The sequence below is a fragment of the Natrinema saccharevitans genome, assembly GCF_001953745.1.
Taxonomy (GTDB): domain Archaea; phylum Halobacteriota; class Halobacteria; order Halobacteriales; family Natrialbaceae; genus Natrinema; species Natrinema saccharevitans.
In genome coordinates this window covers 1,992,717-2,009,613 of sequence record NZ_LWLN01000001.1, presented here as the reverse complement: position 1 = coordinate 2,009,613, position 16,897 = coordinate 1,992,717, and the positions used below count along the sequence as shown (strand labels likewise).

Below are 16,897 nucleotides of genomic sequence, written 5' to 3'. Positions count from 1 at the left end.
ATCGGAGAAGACAATGGGTGCGGGACTATCTGCTGCGGAAGACGATAACGGGCCGCCGACGGTCTATCAGGTTCCGGTGAAAACGGAAGCGGACGAGCCGATTCGGATCAATTTCGAGCGAACCGTCGTTGACGGCGTTCGCCGGGATCGGCTCGCGGACGTTTGTGAACTCCCCCTCGAGTACGAGACGCTTCGCGTCTGGGGCAATCGAGAAGACATCGCGGCGGACACCGGGGACTACCTCCTGTTCGCGGATCGAGATGGTCGCCGTGGCGGCGAGTACACGCTACTGGCACGTATCGATCACGCGACGATCCTGAACGAGGAGACGGCGACGGCGTTTACCGACGCGATCGGATGGGGCGACGTGTCGGACGCCACGTATCAACACGTCATGTTTCTGGATCCCGTCTTCGAGACGACCCTCGAGCGCGAGGACTTCTGGGAGGCGCTCGGTTTCCGAGGGTGGCCCAACGACGCGTTCAGCTCGATCGACTTCGAACGCGACGGATCGACGTTCTTCGAGGAATACGATTCGATTTCGGATTTTATCGCGGAGATTCGGGGTCATAAGCTCTATCCGGCCGAACCGCCCGAGGACTACGAGACCCTCGAGGCGGCGATGGCCGACATCCGAACTCGTCTCGAGGACTCCGACCGAGACGTGTCATGGCTCGAGACCCGCCTCGGACGGGCACTCATCGCCGAATGGTCGGCTGCACTGTCCGGGTTCAAACCCTCGGGCACCGTCTCGGCGAGTACAGCGGCGACGTTCGATCAACTCAGACGGATCTGCGAATCGCTCGAGCCCGAACTGGTGGAGATCGCCGAGGAACTCGGTGTCGGATCCCACTACTCGTTCGCACCGGCCAAGACGCTCTTTCTCTGCTGGGTTCGTATCCTCCAGGCTGAGATCGACCACGCGGGCGGCGTCCTCAGCCAGCCCCGGCTGAACAGCATCCTCCGTGACACGTACACAGTAACAGCAGACGAAGAGTCGATGTCTGAGCCGTCGGACAGTAGCCATCCGGCCATCTCACACGTCCGGGCGTCAACGCCGGCGGTCTACAAATTCACTGCACCGCCGGACTACTGGCTCACGAGCGTCGAATACGGTGCCGTCTCGTTCGAAGCGGACCACCGAGATCGGTGGGAAGGCATTTCGGAAGGTGACGTTGCGATCCTCCATTCTCGCGGTGAGCCCTCGGACGGCGATCTCAGCCGACAGCCGAACGGGATCATCGGCGTCGGCATCCTCGGCGAGCGGATCGAGAAAGACGAGCCGTGGTGGCGAGACGAACATGAAACCGGCGCTCACTATCCGTTTATAGTGACGTTCGATCGGCTGTTCCTCACGGGTTCGATCGACGATATCGATACGTCCCGATCGATCGTCGACAAGTCGATCGCGGAGATCGATCGCGAGACCGCTGCACTGACAACGGGTTCGCTTTCGATCGACCGAGCCAACGGTCTCTGCGGGGACGCATCAGGGAAGGGATTCCCCGTTCAGTCCGAATACGCGACGTTTCGAAACGACGACGGTACGATCGACTACGATAGACCCGTCGCGCTCCTCGAGGCGCTTTCGCCGGAGTTGCGTGAAGTTTCTCCGATCAACGTCCACAAACCGTATCGGGGCTCGATACCGGCCGAGACGCTCGACGGACTCTACTTCCCCGAAGAACAGGGCGAACGGATTCTCGAGCAGATCGCGACGGCCCTCCGGTCCGGGAAGCACGTCCTTTTGACCGGACCGCCGGGAACCGGAAAGACGGAGATCGCTCGCCGTGTCTGTTCGTCCCTCACGGACAGCTATCCGTACCTGTATTCGGATTACGAATTGACCACGGCGACCGCCGACTGGTCGACGTTCGACACCGTCGGCGGTTACATGCCGAACGAATCCGACGAGAGCGGTAGCGACGAACTCGCGTTCACGCCAGGGGTCGTCCTCAATCGTCTCAAGAACGACCGGACAGGAACGCAATCGAACGACTTGATCGTCATCGACGAGTTGAACCGCGCCGACATCGACAAGGCGTTCGGTCAACTCTTCACGCTTCTCTCCGGTCAGTCGGTGCAGTTGCCGTACACCAAGAACGGTCGCGAGATCGAACTCACGACGACCGGCGAACTGACCGGACTTCCGGCGGACAACCAGTACGTCGTGCCGGACTCGTGGCGGATCTTCGCGACGATGAATACCTACGACAAGACATCGCTCTACGAGATGAGCTACGCGTTCATGCGTCGGTTCGCGTTTATTCGCGTGTCGGCTCCCGAGCTTCCGTCTGACGACGACCAGTTAGAGGACCTCGTCTACGAGTATGCGGACGCGTGGGGACTCGACCCCGACCGGAACGTCGCGATGGCGACCGGCCGCGTCTGGCGGGAGACGAACGATGCCGTCGAGGAACGAGCGATCGGGCCAGCGATTGTCAAGGATATACTCCGCTACGTGGATCAGCATCCCGAATCGGACCTCGAGTACCACCTCACGCAGGCCGTCATCAGCTACGTCTTCCCGCAACTCGAGGGCGTCCCGAAGCGACGGCAGATCGTCCGCGAGATCGCGGCCGTCAGGGAGATCGACGAGTTGCTGCTTGAGCAAGCCGCTCGAGAAATGCTGCAGGTGGCCCTCGCCGAAAATGAATAGGGACGAACTCCTCGATCAACTGACCGAAGACATCCTCGCGCACGTCATGCGAGGCTCGTTTCCCGAACGCGAGCTAGCGGCGTCGATTAAACCCGAACAGTTGGACGAGCGATTCGAGGAGTACGAACTCCTCCTCGATCTCCACTTCATTCTCAAATCCGACATCGTCGACTTCGTGCGCGACCTTCGGAGTCACCTTCGGAGCGTCCGAACTGAAACGCGAACGACGTCGCGAACCCGACGCGGGACGGTCGATGGTCGAATCAATTGGAACGAGACCATGAAAAAGAGGTATTCCGAGCATCCTCGAGACCGGTCTATCTTCGTCTGTGACGATCGGACAATAGACTACGACATCCCCGAAAACATCGTCCTCAAACGTCTGATCTCGATTGTCCATACGACGATTCGGGAAGCTGAAGAGTACCTCCGTGACGATTACGACTGGGTCCAAGAGACGTGGAAGGGAAACGAGGATCTAATCGATGAACTCCAGCGGATCGTCGAGCGAAACGTCCACGTCCGACGGATTCGCGATCCGGACAGCTACGAGCCGACGGAGCGAATGCTCACCACGGCGGCGAACTCGCGCCACGCCGTGTACCGCGAGGCGGCGTCACTCCTGCGGACTCGAGAGCGACTGTTCGATGGCGACGCCGACGCGATCCGCGCATTACTCGAGGAGACGGCGATCGCCCCCGACGATCAGGACTCGCTGTTCGAACTGTTCGTCCTCTTTCGGTTCGTCGCGACGCTCGAGCGACTCCGGGAGAATCGGCCGACGTACAAGACGATCGCGACGGGCCGACAGGAGGTAGCGCGGTTCGAGGACGAGAAGGAGATCGTCCTCTACCACGACAACTCGGCGAGCGATCGGAACCTATCGTTCGTCGCCGAACCCGACGAAGACACGGAAACGCTCTCGCGGACCGACAAAGTCCAACTCGAGGCACAGGAAATCGCGAGCGACTACTTCGGTCGAGAGTTCAGGAATCACACCGGTCGCCCCGACGTGATCGTCCTCGAGGTCATCTCTGAGGACGATGACCAACACGAGTACCTGATCGTCGAGGTCAAGAACAGTGCCAACGTCGACACGATCCGACGGGGAATCAAGGAGACGCTGGAGTACCTCGCTTTCCTCCGTGTCAACGAGGAGTTCGTTTTCGGTCCTGACGAGGACGAGTACTTCGGCTCCGGGTGGAACGGCCTGCTGGTAACGCAGGACCTTGAGGACGAAACGGCCTCTCTCGAGGATCAGACCGAGAACCCGGTAACGATTCTGCAGGCCTCGGAGTTGGAGCAAAGCCTCGAACGCATACTACACGAGATTTTGTAGGATCAGAGAGCATACAGGTGTGCGCTGTGCTAGGCCGACGTTTTTGTCTCTCGTCACACCACGGATTGGTAACCGATGACTTTCGAAGAACTCCCAATCGATCTCGAGGAACTCCGTCGTGACGTTCGTGATCGAGCAGAAGAACGATCGGAACTCGCTAAGGGTGCCTACGAAGTCGGGACGAATTTGGCCCATCTTCCCGACTGATATCTGAGAAAACCGAGTGATCGGTGTTAGTCGTCGGCCGTCTCCTCTGCCTGCTCGCCCAGCACTTCCTCGCGGTGTTCGTCGAGCAGCGGCGCGCGACCGCGGGGCTTGGGTTCGGTCTCGCTCATCTTGATCGGGTTGCCCGCGATCTCGACGTCGGTGTCGGCACCGGGCTGTTCGACGGGGACGAGCATGTCGCGTGCGCGGACGTGGTCGTCCTCGAAGATCTCCTCGGTGGTCTGGACGGGCGCGGCCGGGACCCGCCCCTCGAGCTGGCCGACGAGTTCGTCGTTGGTCTGCTCGAGCGCCCACGCCGAGATCTCGCCGCGGAGGTGATCGCGGTGCTCGAGGCGTTCGGCGGTCGTGGGGTACTCCTCGGCGAGGTCCTCGCGACCCATGATGTCACAGAGTTCGGCCCAGTGGTTGTTGTTGAACGCGGCGATGACGGCGTAGCCGTCGTCGGTCTCGAAGGCGTTGTAGGGAAAGAGCGTGGGGTGGGAGTTGCCCCGTCGGGTGGGGGCCTCGCCGGTGTAGGACTGCTGGTAGATGGCGCGCTCGGTGAAGCTGAGCATCGAGTCGTACATCGCGGTGTCGACGTACTGGCCCTCGCCGGTCTGTTCGCGGTGGTTCACGGCGGCGAGAATCCCGATGCAGTTCAGCGTCGCGGTAAAGAGATCGCCGACGCCGGGGCCGGTCTTGGTCGGCGGGCCGTCGGGCTGGCCGGTGGTCTCCATGACGCCGCCGAGCGCCTGGGCGATGAGGTCGAAGGAGGGCTGGCCCTGCCGGTGGGTTTCGCCGGTTCGCGGGTCGCCAAAGCCCCGGATCGAGGAGTAGATGATGTCCTCGTTGTACTCTTTGAGGGTCTCGTAGCCGAGATCGTACTTCTCCATCGTCCCGGAGCGGTAGTTCTCGACGACGATGTCGGCCTCCTCGACCAGCGAGAGGAAGTCCGCGCGGTCCTCCTCGTCGCCGAGGTTCAGTTCGATACTTTTCTTGCCGCGGTTGACGCTCTGGAAGTAGCCTCCGTAGGCCTCCCCGTCGGGGTCGTCGACGAACGGCGGGTTCGACCGGATCATGTCGCCGCCCGGCCGCTCGATCTTGACCACGTCCGCGCCCATGTCCGCGAGCAACATCGTGCAGTACGGCCCGGCAAGCACCTGGGTCAGATCCAGCACGCGAAGGTTCGAGAGTGCGCCCATGTCTGTACGCCCCCCTTTCCAAACCAGTACCAAAACCCTTACCATCGATCATGTAGTTGGTGTCGGGTACCGAGGGCAACGTGAGCAGTTCTCATTTGGATGCTCTTAGGATCTTTAAAGAATATTATCATGGAAGATCATTAGGTTTATACCCCGGTCGCTCATGATTCCGAGTACGATGTCCCAAACGGTCGTCCTCGGCGTTATCGGCTCCGATGCCCACGTCGTTGGCATCACAATCCTAGAGCAAGCCTTCAGTGCAGCCGGCTTCGATGTCGTGAACCTCGGTGTCCAGACCTCTCAGGAGGAGTTCGCCGAGGCCGCCAAAGCCCACGACGCCAGCGCTGTACTCGTCTCCTCGCTCTACGGACACGCCGAGCAGGACTGTCAGGGATTCCAAGGCGTTCTCGAGGACGCGGGCGTCGACGCGGTCACGTACATCGGCGGCAACCTCGCCGTCGGACAGGACGAGTTCGAGGAAACCCGCCGTACCTTCCGCGAACTCGGTTTCGACCGCGTCTTCGATTCGGAAACCGATCCCGAGGACGCGATTGCCGCGCTGCGCGAAGACCTCCAGATCACACCGACGGAGTCGGAACGCGCTACTATCAGTTCCTAGATGATACGAGACGAACGTATTCCGTCCGACGAGCTACGGCGTATCGACGAGGAAATTCGATCTAACTGGCCGACGGGCGACGACGTCGACTTCGAGGAGGCCATCGAGTACCACGAATCGCTGCCCGACCACAAGCGGTTCGCCGACGTCCTCGAGTCGGCCGACAAGCCCCTTCTGCAGCCTCGGGCCGGCGTCCCCCGGCTCGACGATCAGATCGAACTCCTGCAATACCTCCACGAGGAGGGGAAGGCGGATCTCCTGCCGACCACGATCGACTCCTACACCCGGGACAACGAGTACGAGAAGGCCCAGCAGGGGCTCGACAAGGCCCTCGAGACGGGCGACGACACGCTCAACGGGTTCCCCGCCGTCAATCACGGCGTCGACGGCTGCCGACAGCTGATCGACGCGATCGACGCGCCGATCGAGGTGCGCCACGGGACGCCCGACGCCCGACTGCTGGCGGCGATCACCTTCGCCGGCGGCTTCCAGAGCTTCGAGGGCGGCCCGATCTCCTACAACATTCCGTACACGAAGCGACACGGCTTGGAGGAGACCATCGAGAAGTGGCAGTTCGTCGATCGACTCGCGGGGGCCTACACCGAACGGGGCGTGCGGATCAACCGCGAGCCGTTCGGCCCCCTTACCGGTACCTTGGTCCCGCCGTCGATCGCGATCGCGGTCATGCTGGTCGAGGGCAAACTCGCCGCCACGCAGGGCGTGCGCTCGATCACCCTCGGCTACGGTCAGGTCGGCAACGTCGTGCAGGACGTCGCCGCCCTGAACGCCCTCAAGAAACTGGGTAACGAGTACCTGCCCGACGAGGTCGTCGTCACGACGGTCTTCCACGAGTGGATGGGCGGCTTCCCGCCGGACGAGGCCCGCGCCAACGGCGTCATCAGCCTCGGCGGCATGACCGCCGCGATCGCCCAGCCGGACAAGGTCATCACCAAGTCCCCACAGGAGTTCCAGGGGGTCCCGACCAAGGAGGCCAACTCGGCCGGCCTGCGCACGACGCGACAGGTCATCGACATGGCGATCGAACAGCAGATCGACATCGACGGCATCGAGGAGGAGCAGGACCTCATCGAGCGCGAGACCCGCTGTCTGATGGACACCATCTTCGACCACGGCGACGGCGACGTCGTCCAGGGGACGCTCAAGGCCTTCGACTCGGGCGCACTCGACGTGCCCTTCGCACCCAGCGACAGCGCGAAGGGTGCGGTCCTCCCCGCACGCGACGACGACGGTCGCGTCCGCATCTTCGAGTGGGCCGACCTCGAGATGGACGAAGACATCAAGGAGATTCACAAGGCCCGGCTCTCCCAGCGTGCCGACACCGAGGGCCGCGATCAATCGTTCCGCATGGTCGCGGACGACGTCGACGCGATCAGCGACGGAAAGCTCATCGGCCGACCGCAGTCACAGCCACAGGGTGACGTCTAAATGGAGATTACAGGAATTTACGCCACGCCCGGCTACTCCGGGTTCTTCTTCGACGACCAGCGCGCGATCAAGCAAGGTGCACAGCAGGACGGGTTCACCTACGAGGGCGAGCCCGTCACCGACGGCTTCGACGAGATTCGCCAGGCCGGCGAGTCGATCATCGTCGACGTCGAACTCGCCGACGGGACCGTGGTCCGGGGCGACTGCGCCGCGGTCCAGTACTCCGGTGCCGGCGGGCGCGACCCGCTGTTCAAAGCCGAGGAGTACGCCCCCGTCGTCGAGGGCCCCGTCGCCGACGAACTCGAGGGCCGGGACGCGACCGACTTCCTCGACAACGCCGAACTGCTCGAGGAGATGACCGTCGAGGGCGACCGCCTCCACACGGCGATCCGGTACGGCGTCTCGCAGGCTTTGCTCGCCGCCGCGGCGGAGGCAGAGAACACGACAAAGACGGACGTGATGGCCGATGCGCTGGGCACCGAACCCGCCACGGAGCCGGTGCCGGTCTTCGGCCAGTCCGGCGACGACCGCTACAACAACACCGAGAAGATGTTCGTCAAGGGCGTCCCGGTCCTGCCACACGCCCTTATTAATAGCGTCGAGAAGATCGGCGAGAACGGGGAGGTCCTCCTCGAGTACGTTGACTGGCTCACCCAGCGCTCCCAGGAGCTTGGGCCCGAGGGCTACGACCCCCGTTTCCACATCGACGTCTACGGGATGATCGGCGAAATCTTCGGCGCACCCTACGACCGCGACGAGGTCGTCGACTACTTCGCCGCCCTCGAGGACGCCGCCGCGCCCTACCCGATCCAGATCGAGGGGCCGATGGACGTCGGCAACCGCGCCGACCAGATCGACGCGATGGTCGAACTCCGCGAGGGACTGAAAGATGCCGGCGTCGACGTCGACATCGTCGCCGACGAGTGGTGTAACACCTTCGAGGACGTGCAGGCGTTCGTCGATTCGGGAGCCGCCGACCTCGTGCAGGTCAAGACGCCCGACCTCGGCGGCATCCACCGCAGCGGACAGGCGGTCCGCTACTGCCAGGGGACCGACACCCGCGCCTACCTCGGCGGGACCTGCAACGAGACCGAAACCTCCGCGCGGGCCTGCGCACACGTCGCGCTCGCGACCGACGCCGCACAGGTTCTCGCGAAGCCCGGCATGGGCTTCGACGAGGGCTACATGATCGTCGAGAACGAGATGCGACGGACGATCGCCCGACGGGAACGAGAACAGCGACAGACAGACACTGACGAGGTGACCGCAGATGACTGACTGGACAGATCCGGAGACGTTCGCACAGGCGCTCGACGAAGTCGAGACCAAGGAGAAGGGCAACTGTTTCGAGGACTTCGCGGAAGGCGACGTCATCGAACACGACCCCGGCCTCACGCTCACCCAGTTCGGCAGCGAGAAGTGGATGAGCCAGACCCTGAACCACGACCCCGCTTACTGGCGCAGCGACGCCGCCGCGGCGCGGGGCTTCGAGGAACCGCCGGTTCACCCGGACTACCTGACCGCCGCGACGCTGGGGATCACCGTCGAGGACCTCAGTGAGAAGGGCGGCTACTTCCTCGGCCGGACCGACGTTCGCTTCCCCGAAGCGCCCGTCTACACGGGGACCGAACTCCACGTCGAGAGCGAGGTCGTCAACACGGCGACCTCGAGTTCCCGACCGGAGTACGGCATCGTCTCCTGGCGCACCCGCGGCAAGGACGCCGAGACCGGCGACGTCCTCTGTTCCTACGAGCGGACGAACATGATCCCGCGCCGCGAGCCCGTCGCGACGGACGGCAGCGGCGCTGCAGCGACCGACGAAGGAGCGGACGACGGACCCGACCTCCCCGAGACGTTCGTCACGCCCGAGGGCGGCTACTTCGAGGATTTCGTCGACGCTCTCGAGCAGGCCGACGACGAGAACGCCGCCGTCGCCTACCGCCACGAGCGGGGTCGCACGCAGGACGACGTGACCGTCGCCTCGCTGCCGCTGTCGACGCTCAACACTGCCAAACAGCATCACAACGTCGACGTGATGTCCGACTCCCCGTCGGGCAACATCGTCACCTACGGCGACGTGACCCGATCGACCGCGCTGGGCCACGCCCGCTCGGACGAGCAGACCTGGCGCGAGGTCGGCTTCGACGACGAGTCCTTCCACACGTTCGTCGCCGTGGGCGACACCGTCTACGCCTTCACCCGCGTCCTCGAGGCCGAAAACGACGCCTCGAGCGACGCGGCCGGCACCGTCCGGTTCCAGCACATCGCGTTCAACCAGGACGACGAACCTGTCTACTCCGGAACACGAACCGCGGAGATTCAGAAACGTTCTAAGTAACACGATCGAACGTTATAGACGACCGCATCCAATCGCGACTTCAGACTCAAATCCATGACCGACGACATTCGACTCTGCCGTACGTTCCAGACCGCACCGGCCGCCGTCCCGAAAGACGACTCGGCGAAGTACCTCGTCTCCGCGCTCACCGCGGAGGGCTTCCAGGCCCCCGACTGGCTCGTGCCCGACATGGAGGACGGCACCGCGCCCAACATGAAGGCCGAGGGCCTCGAGAACACGATCGAACACGTCCCCCAGCACGACTTCCCCGGCGAGATCTGGCCCCGCGTCGAGTGGAGCTACGAGGACGAAACGTACCGCGAGAAGGGCCGCGACCAGATCGACCAACTCGTCGCCGAGATCGGCGACGAGATCGACGGCGTCGTCGTCCCCAAAGTCGGCCGCCTCGAGGACGTGAAACGCGCCGCCGAAGTCGTCGCCGACGCCGAGGCCGAACACGGCTACGAGGACGGCTCGATCGGTCTCTCGATCATCATCGAAACCGGCCGCGCCCGCTCTGACCTGCGCGAGATCGCGAAGTTCGGCGAGGACTCCCGACTGACCGGGCTCGTCTTCGGCCCCGTCGACTACGCCGCCGAACTCGGCGGCCGTAACCTCGGCGACGGCATGCCCCGCTGGGACGGCCTGCTCGAGGCCCTGTCCAACGAGGCCAGCGCCGCGGACCTCGTCTCGATCGGCGGCCCCTTCGACGACCTGTTCAAGGAGCGCGCCGGCCTGACATTCTACAACGCCGACGACTACGCCGATCAGGTCGAACACGAGGCCCGCCTCGGACTCGACGGCTCCTGGTCGCTGTACCCCAAGCAGACCCTGCAGGCAAACACCGTCCACATGCCCACGCCCGAGGAACTCGAGCGCGACGTGAGCAAGATCGAGCGCTTCAACGCGGCCAAACGCGAGGGCACCGGCGCGGTCACGCTCGACGGCCAGATGGTCGACGAGGCAACGTTCAAGAACTTCCGCAACACGGTCCAGCAGGTCCGCGCGATCCACGAGATGCGACCCGGCCAGACCGAGGAGTATTACGACGACGACCTCCTCGAGCGGGCGCTCGACCTCGAGCTGTCCTATAACTGACCGGTTCAGTAGCACCGTCGGTCGGCGACTAACGCCCACCGGACGCTACCAACGCCGACCGCGAACCGTTCGCCGTCGCTGGTATCGACCCGAGCGGCCGCTGTCTTCCGTTTTGTCTCGACTTGAGTTGCCCTGCAAGCGACAGGCGGGGCTAGCCCAAGAGACGACTACATACCGCTCTGTAGCCCACATAGCAGCCGCTATACTCGAACCGTAGGATGACAGGCTATGGTCGAACGCGTCGGGACGGACCGACTGTCATGTCGGATGTCAATTCCCGATCGGATGCACAGTGCCAACGATCGAACGGACCTACCGGTCCGAACGGGGAGTTCGACGACACCGGCTTCTCGAAGCCGGCGTCGGTCGGTCCTGATCGGGACGGCGGGAATCGCTGCCGCAGCTGGGGTCGGTATTGCGTATGTGCTGAGTGGGCTGACTGATGACGATCACGAGACGGACAGTCTCTCGTGGGAGAGCGACCCGAATCTCATTGCCCACCGCGGATTCGCCGGGGAGAACCCCGAGAACACGATCGCGGCCGTTGACGCTGCGACAACCGACACTGAAGCAACCGGGCAGCGGGCGGATCTCATCGAAATCGACGTCATCCCGACGGCCAACGACGATGTGGTCGTATTCCACGATGACGGGCTGTCCGAACGCGACGACGGCGACGGCCTCACCGATGCGAGCGGCATCGTCTGGGAAACCGACACTGAGACCGTTACCAGTGCGGAGGTACTCGACAGCGGTGAGACGGTCCCGCTCCTCACGGAGATTCTCGATGCGATCCCGTCGACCGTCGGCGTGAACATCGAACTGAAAAATCCCGGCAGTACGGAGCTTCGGTTCGCTGAAAAACTCCCCAATAGCGAACTTGCCGAACAGAAAGAGATTTGGCGACCGTTCGTCGACCGCGTCCTCGAAATCGCTGACGAGTACGACAACGAGATCCTCCTCTCGTCGTTCTACGAGGCCGCGCTTGCGATAAGCCATGAGCTATCTACCTATCCGATCGCACCGCTGTTTTGGGGCTCGATGGACGACGGCCTCGAGATCGCTCGCACCTACGACACGTCGGCAATTCACCCGCCGATATCGATGATTCAGGGGACGCCGTTTTTCGATAAATCGAATCTGCCGGACATCGATCTGGTTGCACTCGCCCACGAGGACGGACGAGACGTGAACGTCTGGACGGTCGACTCGACACAGCAGGCCAAACACCTCGCAGCCGCCGGCGTGGACGGCATCATCGCCGATTACTCGGATCTGCTCGCGGGGGAGTCCAATTGACTGAGACGGGTTCAACTCGTCGTGTCCGGGAGACGCTCTCGAAGTGGGTTGGAAAATATGGGGTGGTTGTTCTTTCCGGAATAGAGATATACGTAGTTATATCACTAGTTCATATCAGATAATAGCACTCTTAGCAGGACCTATTAGAGTACTTTCGCCTACGTTCTCTCGGATGAACGATACTGAGGACGCGACAGATGGGATTTCACGTCGGGGCACGCTCGTCAAGAGCGGACTTGCACTGGGTGCCCTTTCCAGCCTGGCAGGATGTCTGAGCGGAGGCGGAAATCAAGAGATCACACCGATTGCCGACGAACTGACCGTCTGGCACGCGATGGGCGGGACGAACGGAGAGACGCTCGACGGAATCGCCGCCGATTTCGAGAGCGAATACGGGACATCGGTGAACATGGAGTTTCAGGATTCCTACGAGAACGTACTCACGAACACGCTCGCAGGGTTCGACTCCGGAAGTGTCTCGGACATGTTGCAAGTCGACAGCCTGTTCGCTCAGCAAGTGCTCGATACTGGAAGGGTACGACCGGTTGAGAACATTCTCCCGGATGATTTTGATACGGACGATTTCCTCGATAACGTCGCGGAGTTCTTCACCGTCGATGGCGAACTCGCGTCGCTGCCGTTCAACAACTCGAACGCGATCATGTACATCAACCGTGATGCCTTCGAGGAAGCCGGGCTCGACCCTGACGACCCACCGCGCACGCTCGCAGAGGTGCGGTCTGCCTCCGAGCAACTCGTCGATCAGGATGTCACCCAGTACGGGATCACTTGGCCGAACCACGTCTGGTTCGTCGAAACGTGGTACGGCTTCGAAGGCGAACTCATGACCGACGCCGAAAACGGGCACGCGGGCGACCCTTCGACGTTCCGAACGCCGGACTCGATCCACGATCTCTTCGACTGGTGGAAGGGGATGGCCGACGACGGTCTCTATACGAACCCGGGAATCGAGGCGTGGGGCGAGGCAACGTCGCTGTTCATCGAACAGGAGACCGCGATGGTCCTGACGAGTACCGCGTCGGTCTCGGGATTGATCGCCGACTCCGAGGACTTCGAGGTCGATGCAGCCCCCTATCCGAGTATCAGTGAGACTCGCGTCGGACCGGTTATCGGCGGTGCGTCGTTTTACGTCCCCGAGGGACTCCCCGAGGATCGCTACGAGGAAATCGGACAGTTGCTCCAGTACATGGCCCAACCCGAGGTACAGACCGAGTGGCACAAAGGGTCTGGCTACTACCCGATTACCCAAAGCTCGGTCGACTCGCTCAGAGCGGACGGCTGGTTCGAGGAGAACCCGATGTACAACGTCGCACTCGAGCAACTCCAGAACGGTGACGCCGATGATCCGGCGACGAAACGGGCCCTGCTCGGACCGGCACGGAACGTCCAGACCACCATTCAGGACAAATCGGTCGACATCATCAACGCCGACGATATCGGGTCGGAGATCGGCGCCATGAAAGACGAGGTCGAAACGATTCTCGACGACTACTACAACTGATCAGCGGGTCCCATTATCATGTCCACGCGAGAAATATTCGATGGGCGGCTCGAGGCAGCGCTGTTGCTCTTGCCGACGATCATCGTGTCGGTCGTGTTCCTGTATTATCCGACGGCACTGGCGGTCCGAACCAGTTTCTTCGACTCTGGGTTCGGTCGACAGGACGAGTTCGTCGGCTTCGAAAATTACACCACGCTGCTTACCAGCTCGGACTATCACTCGAGTATCCTGCTGTCGGTACTGTTCGCCGCGATCGTTGTCGTCGGCGTGATCTCGTTTTCGCTGTACGTGACGTTTCTCATCCACGAGGTGGAGTACGGCCAGACTGCGTATCTGCTCTCCGTCATTTGGCCGTACGCGCTCCCGCCGGCAGTCGGTGCGCTCGTGTTCTTGTTCATGTTACATCCGACGCTAGGCGTCTTAACCGGGCCAATCGAGGCGCTCGGGATCGACCTCGACTGGTTCAGTAACGGGTCGCAAGCGTTCGTCGTCGTGGCCCTCGCGGCGATCTGGAAGCAGATCGGCTACAACGTGATCTTCATGATCGCTTCGATGAACACGATTCCCGACGCACTCACCGAAACCGCTCGACTCGATGGAGTGAGTCGGTTTCGTCGTCTCGTCTCCGTCTACGTCCCGATAATGACCCCCACGCTGTTCTTCCTCGTGATCATCAACACGATTTACGCGTTCTTTAGTACGTTCGCGCTCGTCGATCTGCTGACCAGCGGTGGTCCCTCGGGCGCGACGAACATCCTGATCTTCGATCTGTATCAGGAGGGGTTCTCGTTCTTCAATTTCGGCATCGCATCCACGAAATCGGTCGTCCTCTTTCTGGTCGTTGGCATCCTCATGTACGTCCAATTTCGTGTGACTGACAAGTACTCGTACTACGGTGGGTAGAATGGACGGAGTCATCCAATACACGAAACGCCGAATCGGTGCAGTGATCGGACGATCCCCCGAGCAGACGGAACAGGGGAGCAACGCTGGCGTCCATCTACAACTCTGGGTGTTGGTGTTGCTGGTGGTGTTTCCCATCGCCGTCGCCCTCATCGTGAGTACGAAACAACAGGGGATCGTCACGAGCCTCGGCGATCTCGCTCCCGGAACGTACGCGCTCGAGAACTATCGGGAGGCGATCGTCGACTACAACTTCGGCCGGTTCATGTGGAACTCGCTGGTGATGTCGACCGTCGTCGTCGCTGGGAAGCTCGTCATCTCAGTCTGTGCGGCGATGGCGATCGTCTACTATCGGGTTCCCTACAAGGACCTCGTGTTCTTGTTCATCCTGTTTACGCTCCTGCTACCCGTCCCGGTTCGGTTTATCCCGTTGTATCAGTTGATCAACGACTTCGGGTGGGGAAACAGTTTGCTCGCGATCACCGTTCCGTATCTCGCCAGCGCGACGGCGGTGTTCATCCTTCGACAGCACTTCCTCTCGATTCCGACGTCGATCGTCGAAACCGCCAAATTAGACGGCGTCGGACCGATACAATTCATGGTCTACGTGCTGATCCCGATGTCGAAAGGCGTCCTCGTCGGCGTCTCCATCATCATGTTCGTCTACGCGTGGAATCAGTACCTCTGGCCCCTGGTAATCATCAACTCGGAGGCCAATCAGGTTGCACAGGTCGGCTTGCAGTTGCTTCAGGGCGACGTTCAGGGTGGCCAACTCTCCTGGTCACTGGTAATGGCGGGATCGATGCTAACCCTGATTCCGCCGCTGGTCTTGATGATCATCTTCCGGAAACCGCTCCTCGAAACGTTCACCATCCAACAGAAATAACAATGACAACAATCAAACTACGGAATCTCCGTAAGGAGTTCGACGATGTCGTCGCCGTCAACGGAATCGACCTCACCATCGAAGACGGGGAGTTCCTCGTGATCGTCGGTCCGAGTGGCTGTGGCAAGAGTACGACGCTCCGGCTCCTCGCCGGGCTCGAGCAGGCAACGGACGGCCGGATCGGTATGAACGGCCGGGACGTCACCGATACCGAGCCGAAAAACAGGAACGTCGCGATGGTGTTCCAGAACTACGCGCTCTATCCACACATGACGGGGCGACGGAACATCACCTTCGGAATGAAGTCGACCGGATCGTTCACCGACGAGGATATCGACCGGCGAGTCGAGGAGGTCGCGGAGACGCTCGACATTACGGATCTCCTCGATCGAAAACCCCAAGCCATGTCCGGCGGCGAACGCCAGCGGATCGCACTCGGTCGCGCGATCGTCCGCGATCCGGACGCGTTTTTGATGGACGAGCCGCTCTCGAATCTGGACGCGAAACTCCGGATTCAGATGCGCGCCGAGCTAACGAGACTCCACGCGGAACTCCAGACGACGACGATTTACGTCACACATGACCAGACGGAGGCCATGACGCTCGGCGAACGAGTCGTCGTCATGAACGACGGGCAGATCATGCAGGTCGACTCGCCACAGGTGCTGTACGATTTCCCGGAGAATCGCTTCGTCGCCGAGTTCATCGGCGATCCGGCGATGAACATGATCGATGTCACGGTCGAACACTGGACCGCGGTCCACGACGCCTTCGAACTGCCACTTCCCAGCGATGGTGGCGAAGACGGGATCACCGAAACGAGCCCTGCCGCTCGGCAATCGAAAGAGCAGCAGGCCGCGATTCTCGGTATTCGCCCGGAGGACTTCTATCTGGCACGGGAGTACCCCGATCTCGGCGACGAGACGTTCACAGCGACGGTCGACGTCACCGAACCGCTCGGAGATAGCCTCCTCATACACTGTTCGGTTGGCGACGCCGCTTTCAAAATCCAGGCCGAACCGCGAACGTCGCTGCAGACGGGTGACGAGATCACGGTCACGTACGATCCGGAGCGACTCCACCTCTTCGACCCGGAGACCGGTGAGGCAGTCTATCACTCGGCGAACGCTCCCGCGTCACCCGAGCGAGTCGAACAGGCCCCTCGAGGGTAGACGGCCTGTGAGTCGCCCGTTCGGAGTACCCGTACGCCGACTACAGTTCAGTTCAATACCGTGGTTGACCGCGATTTTCGATGGAGAGTACGGTTGGACTGGCCGCGACCTCGACGGATCGGACACTCCTCACGAAACGACGATGGGGATGAGATTTACCGCTCGCGGCAAAATATGGCGGGGATGGAATTCGAACCACGCCCGAGAACC

At 61.8% G+C, this 16,897-nt stretch carries 13 protein-coding genes; 12 read left to right on the top strand and 1 reads right to left on the bottom strand.

Annotated features, from left to right (window positions below; all coding sequences use genetic code 11):
- The first annotated feature begins 13 nt into the window (after nucleotides 1–13).
- Both A6E15_RS10210 and A6E15_RS10205 read left to right on the top strand, forming a co-directional pair.
- On the top strand, nucleotides 14–2,659 hold the full coding sequence (locus tag A6E15_RS10210) for an AAA family ATPase (RefSeq protein WP_175607237.1): 2,646 nt from the start codon (nucleotides 14–16) through the stop codon (nucleotides 2,657–2,659).
- Nucleotides 2,652–3,998 carry a hypothetical protein gene (locus tag A6E15_RS10205; RefSeq protein WP_076145987.1) on the top strand — a complete coding sequence of 449 codons (1,347 nt, stop codon included), beginning with the start codon at nucleotides 2,652–2,654 and terminating at the stop codon, nucleotides 3,996–3,998. Before A6E15_RS10210 ends, A6E15_RS10205 begins: the two co-directional genes overlap by 8 nt.
- A gap of 233 nt (nucleotides 3,999–4,231) precedes the next feature.
- Here A6E15_RS10205 and mct read toward each other — a convergent pair whose 3' ends face one another.
- Nucleotides 4,232–5,404, bottom strand: a complete 1,173-nt coding sequence (gene mct / locus A6E15_RS10200) for a succinyl-CoA:mesaconate CoA-transferase (protein WP_076145985.1) — start codon at nucleotides 5,402–5,404, stop codon at nucleotides 4,232–4,234.
- Between the two features lie 163 nt (nucleotides 5,405–5,567).
- Between mct and glmS the strand changes: the two genes are divergently transcribed.
- From glmS to A6E15_RS10150, 10 genes are all read left to right on the top strand, one after another.
- Nucleotides 5,568–6,023, top strand: coding sequence for a methylaspartate mutase subunit S (glmS, locus tag A6E15_RS10195; protein ID WP_076145983.1), 456 nt, complete (start codon nucleotides 5,568–5,570; stop codon nucleotides 6,021–6,023).
- Nucleotides 6,024–7,469 carry a methylaspartate mutase subunit E gene (locus A6E15_RS10190; RefSeq protein WP_076145982.1) on the top strand — a complete coding sequence of 482 codons (1,446 nt, stop codon included), beginning with the start codon at nucleotides 6,024–6,026 and terminating at the stop codon, nucleotides 7,467–7,469.
- Nucleotides 7,470–8,747 carry a methylaspartate ammonia-lyase gene (locus A6E15_RS10185; protein WP_076145980.1) on the top strand — a complete coding sequence of 426 codons (1,278 nt, stop codon included), beginning with the start codon at nucleotides 7,470–7,472 and terminating at the stop codon, nucleotides 8,745–8,747.
- Entirely contained in the window at nucleotides 8,740–9,807 is a 1,068-nt protein-coding gene (mch, locus tag A6E15_RS10180; protein ID WP_076145979.1) for a 2-methylfumaryl-CoA hydratase, read from the top strand. Before A6E15_RS10185 ends, mch begins: the two co-directional genes overlap by 8 nt.
- Before the next feature lie 54 nt (nucleotides 9,808–9,861).
- Nucleotides 9,862–10,905 carry an L-malyl-CoA/beta-methylmalyl-CoA lyase gene (gene citE / locus A6E15_RS10175; protein WP_076145977.1) on the top strand — a complete coding sequence of 348 codons (1,044 nt, stop codon included), beginning with the start codon at nucleotides 9,862–9,864 and terminating at the stop codon, nucleotides 10,903–10,905.
- 423 nt (nucleotides 10,906–11,328) lie between these two features.
- A complete protein-coding gene (locus A6E15_RS10170; RefSeq protein ID WP_245800557.1) occupies nucleotides 11,329–12,204 on the top strand; it encodes a glycerophosphodiester phosphodiesterase in 876 nt (291 codons plus the stop codon).
- Between the two features lie 334 nt (nucleotides 12,205–12,538).
- On the top strand, nucleotides 12,539–13,726 hold the full coding sequence (locus A6E15_RS10165) for an ABC transporter substrate-binding protein (RefSeq protein WP_076145975.1): 1,188 nt from the start codon (nucleotides 12,539–12,541) through the stop codon (nucleotides 13,724–13,726).
- Nucleotides 13,727–13,744: 18 nt separating this feature from the next.
- The gene (locus A6E15_RS10160) at nucleotides 13,745–14,629 is read left to right on the top strand and encodes a carbohydrate ABC transporter permease (RefSeq protein ID WP_076145974.1); all 885 of its coding nucleotides are present in this window, start codon (nucleotides 13,745–13,747) and stop codon (nucleotides 14,627–14,629) included.
- Nucleotide 14,630: 1 nt separating this feature from the next.
- Nucleotides 14,631–15,515: a carbohydrate ABC transporter permease gene (locus A6E15_RS10155; RefSeq protein WP_076145972.1), complete on the top strand. Its 885-nt coding sequence runs from the start codon at nucleotides 14,631–14,633 to the stop codon at nucleotides 15,513–15,515.
- Nucleotides 15,516–15,517: 2 nt separating this feature from the next.
- Complete coding sequence (locus A6E15_RS10150; RefSeq protein WP_076145971.1) at nucleotides 15,518–16,687, top strand: ABC transporter ATP-binding protein; 1,170 nt, start codon at nucleotides 15,518–15,520, stop codon at nucleotides 16,685–16,687.
- Nucleotides 16,688–16,897 lie beyond the last annotated feature (210 nt).

Excerpts from the sequence above, each read along its gene's own strand:
- A6E15_RS10210 (WP_175607237.1), top strand. The coding sequence starts at position 14 with ATGGGTGCGGGACTATCTGCTGCGGAAGACGATAACGGGCCGCCGACG.
- A6E15_RS10205 (WP_076145987.1), top strand. The coding sequence starts at position 2,652 with ATGAATAGGGACGAACTCCTCGATCAACTGACCGAAGACATCCTCGCG.
- citE (WP_076145977.1), top strand. The coding sequence starts at position 9,862 with ATGACCGACGACATTCGACTCTGCCGTACGTTCCAGACCGCACCGGCC.
- A6E15_RS10165 (WP_076145975.1), top strand. The coding sequence starts at position 12,539 with ATGGGCGGGACGAACGGAGAGACGCTCGACGGAATCGCCGCCGATTTC.
- A6E15_RS10155 (WP_076145972.1), top strand. The coding sequence starts at position 14,631 with ATGGACGGAGTCATCCAATACACGAAACGCCGAATCGGTGCAGTGATC.
- A6E15_RS10185 (WP_076145980.1), top strand. The coding sequence starts at position 7,470 with ATGGAGATTACAGGAATTTACGCCACGCCCGGCTACTCCGGGTTCTTC.
- A6E15_RS10190 (WP_076145982.1), top strand. The coding sequence starts at position 6,024 with ATGATACGAGACGAACGTATTCCGTCCGACGAGCTACGGCGTATCGAC.
- A6E15_RS10150 (WP_076145971.1), top strand. The coding sequence starts at position 15,518 with ATGACAACAATCAAACTACGGAATCTCCGTAAGGAGTTCGACGATGTC.
- A6E15_RS10160 (WP_076145974.1), top strand. The coding sequence starts at position 13,745 with ATGTCCACGCGAGAAATATTCGATGGGCGGCTCGAGGCAGCGCTGTTG.
- glmS (WP_076145983.1), top strand. The coding sequence starts at position 5,568 with ATGATTCCGAGTACGATGTCCCAAACGGTCGTCCTCGGCGTTATCGGC.
- mct (WP_076145985.1), bottom strand. The coding sequence starts at position 5,404 with ATGGGCGCACTCTCGAACCTTCGCGTGCTGGATCTGACCCAGGTGCTT.
- mch (WP_076145979.1), top strand. The coding sequence starts at position 8,740 with ATGACTGACTGGACAGATCCGGAGACGTTCGCACAGGCGCTCGACGAA.